We start from the raw sequence: 2,984 nt of genomic DNA on the forward strand, positions 1-2,984 counted from the left end.
TCGAAGTCAACCTTGGCCGAACCGAAAACTTCGGAGCAGACACGGGTCAGAGCAGCGGTCAGCGTGGTTTTACCGTGGTCAACGTGACCGATGGTACCAACGTTGACGTGCGGCTTATTACGTTCGAACTTTTCCTTAGCCATCGAAATCACCCCTAGGAGAAGAATTTAGCGAGTCACACAAGCCATTAAAACAAAGGCAGATATTTGCATATCTGCCTTGTAATATGGAGCTCTTGAGCGGATTTGAACCGCTGACCTCACCCTTACCAAGGGTGTGCTCTACCAACTGAGCTACAAGAGCAAAACACTTTGCACAACCTGCAAACTTGGAGCGGGTAGCGGGAATCGAACCCGCATCATCAGCTTGGAAGGCTGAGGTTCTACCACTAAACTATACCCGCGGAGCTTGCAGCTCACGCTAAAAATGGTGGAGGGGGAAGGATTCGAACCTTCGAAGTCGTAGACGTCAGATTTACAGTCTGATCCCTTTGGCCGCTCGGGAACCCCTCCTAAGCGAGCCGGCATTCTATATCATGCCAGCCTTCTGTCAAGCATTTTCTCATTAAAAACCTGAGGTTAGCTGCGTTGACGTCGCTTCGTATCGCTTACCTTTAAAGGTCTTCGCTGCGAAGCGGGCGCCATTCTATGCAAACTACCCTGCGGGTGCAACCCCTTCGCATGGCATTATTTTATGTTTTAACTCATTGAATTCTTTAGAAAGGTTTTGGAGCAGCGTTTCATTCACCTTTCCCGCGCCTTCCTGGGAAACCTGAACCCAGAACCCTCCTCCTTCAGGTAGATTTTGCGCGCTCGACACTACAGAGCGACCTACGACACCCAAAGCCGCCAGACGCTGCTCAAGTTGCCTGGACTGCTCCGGACGAGTAAAACCACCCAGATAGACACAAGTTTTCGGCACCTCTGCAGGCTTAGCCGAATCGCGCCTGACAAGGGCATCCGCCGTTTCGCTCAAAAGATGAATATCCTGTTGCGACCCGCGATATAGACTCAGCGGCGTGACATCCTTGGCACGCAGCGGGGCCTCCTGCTGATGCCAGATGTAGTAGAAGACATTCAAAACCAGCAACAACAGAAACAGCCACCGCATAGAAACCTCAAGACAAAGGACAGGCCATCGCCAGACCAACGAAAACCAGGTCAGGTACCACCCTGGCATCTGGAACGACCCCGGAAACCAGATTGGCATCCCCCCCAGTAAGAAACACCACGAAATCCTTTCCCCAATATTGCTCCGCCAATTCAAGCTGAGTCAGGACAAATCCCCTGAGCATCAGCATGCAACCGCGCTCGACCGCCTCGACAGTCGCACGACCTGGAGCAAGGCTCTCATGGGCTCGCTCGGCCGCTATATCGTCATAACGAATTTTCCGCGTGTGGGTACGCAATTGATTACGCATCAGAGGCATGCCAGGGCAAATGAACCCTCCCAGATGCCCACCATCCGCAGCAACGAAATCGGCTGTGACGGCAGTACCAAAATCCAGCACCAGGCACGCCCCCGAAGCGAGATGAAAACCACCCAGCAGGGCCAGCCATCGATCAAGGCCTAACCGCTCGTAATCCTCGTAGCCGTTTCTCACACCCGCCATTTCCCGGGCAGGCACAGCACGAACGACCGATACTCCGAACACATCGATCAGCGAAGCGACCAATGAATCTGTCTCTGCCTGGGTCCTCACGCTAACAAGACGGCACTTCTTGAGCTGGAACTTCTTCGCATCATTCAGACTCGCGAGCAAATCGTCGTCAGAGCCGACCACACCACCCTCGACCGGCGTTATCCCATCAAGGCGCAGAACACGCCATTTGATAAAGCTGTTGCCGCAGTCCAGCTCAAGAATCATCACGCAACCTCAAACTGAGCTCACCACCGCTAAAGTTTTTTTCCACACCATCTACCTTCAAACGCAGCGCACCTTGGTGATCAATGCCCAGCACAATTCCGTCAATTTTATTAACACCGGCAATCAGAGACACAGCCCGCCCCTGCCAAAGATGGTACTGCTCCCATTCCGACTGGATCGCAGCAAACCCCGATACGCGATGAAGTTCCAGATATTGCTGCAGCTTCGCACCCAATCGGGCCACCAGCTCATTTCGATCAAAATCTCTGCCCGCTTCAAGGCACATGGATGTCCATTGCTGGTCGACCTCATTAGTCGATTGCATATTCACATTGATCCCTACGCCCAGAACAACATGGCAAACGTCTGCAGGATCTCCAACCAACTCAAGCAAAATGCCGGCGATCTTTTTCTCACCCACCAAGACATCATTAGGCCATTTCAACCCCGCCGCTGCGATCCCCATATCGCGCAAGACATGCATGACCGCAAGCCCGACAACCAAACTCAGACCTTCGATTTGTCGCATGCCACCACTAATGCGTAACACTAGGCTGTGGTAGAGATTTTCGGCAAATGGGCTGACCCACTTACGGCCACGACGACCACGACCCGCTATCTGTCGCTCAGCCAAAACCATGAATGGCGCCACGCCTCCGCGCTCGATGAAACGCAGCGCCTCGGCGTTAGTGGAATCGATAGAGTCAAATATATGGACAGGCCACTCATGAAGGCCTTTTGCGCAGATCTCTGCTGCATCCAAAAGCAACAGGGGCTTAGCCAACTGATAGCCCCTACCTCGAACTTTATGAACAGACAATCCTAAATCCGCCTCCAAGTGCTGCAACTGCTTCCATACAGCACTACGACTGATGCCCAGTGCAGCACCCAGCGCTTGCCCCGAATGAAAGCGGCCATCCTTCAGAAGTTTTAGCAACGTGAGCATGCGGACTGCGCCCTGATAATGAGGCCCGCATGATAGCCATGCGCAAGACAGTTGCATAGAAACACAAAATGACTTTCCTGCGGGCAAAACAAAACCCCTACCTGCGTCAGCAGATAGGGGTTTCGGAATTTAATCTTGACGATGACCTACTCTCACATGGGGAAACCCCAC

At 52.9% G+C, this 2,984-nt stretch carries 4 protein-coding genes and 3 tRNA genes; all 7 read right to left on the bottom strand.

Translation table 11 applies throughout. The annotated features are described in order from the left end of the window. Positions 1 to 143: GTP-binding protein (locus BT125_RS28210; protein ID WP_256326681.1), on the bottom strand; the 143-nt coding region annotated here is incomplete at its 3' end. 84 nt (positions 144 to 227) lie between these two features. Next, a tRNA-Thr gene (locus BT125_RS28215) sits at positions 228 to 303 on the bottom strand. 26 nt (positions 304 to 329) lie between these two features. Continuing rightward, a tRNA-Gly gene (locus tag BT125_RS28220) sits at positions 330 to 403 on the bottom strand. A gap of 24 nt (positions 404 to 427) precedes the next feature. Next, positions 428 to 512 (bottom strand) — tRNA-Tyr (locus BT125_RS28225). Between the two features lie 142 nt (positions 513 to 654). Continuing rightward, positions 655 to 1,110, bottom strand: coding sequence for a hypothetical protein (locus tag BT125_RS28230; protein ID WP_072412428.1), 456 nt, complete (start codon positions 1,108 to 1,110; stop codon positions 655 to 657). A gap of 7 nt (positions 1,111 to 1,117) precedes the next feature. Continuing rightward, entirely contained in the window at positions 1,118 to 1,867 is a 750-nt protein-coding gene (locus BT125_RS28235; protein WP_072412430.1) for a pantothenate kinase, read from the bottom strand. After that, a complete protein-coding gene (gene birA, locus BT125_RS28240) occupies positions 1,857 to 2,813 on the bottom strand; it encodes a bifunctional biotin--[acetyl-CoA-carboxylase] ligase/biotin operon repressor BirA (RefSeq protein ID WP_072412432.1) in 957 nt (318 codons plus the stop codon). Before birA ends, BT125_RS28235 begins: the two co-directional genes overlap by 11 nt. Positions 2,814 to 2,984: the final 171 nt, after the last annotated feature.

Source organism: Pseudomonas sp. NFACC04-2, from assembly GCF_900119265.1.
Classification (GTDB): domain Bacteria; phylum Pseudomonadota; class Gammaproteobacteria; order Pseudomonadales; family Pseudomonadaceae; genus Aquipseudomonas; species Aquipseudomonas fluorescens_AA.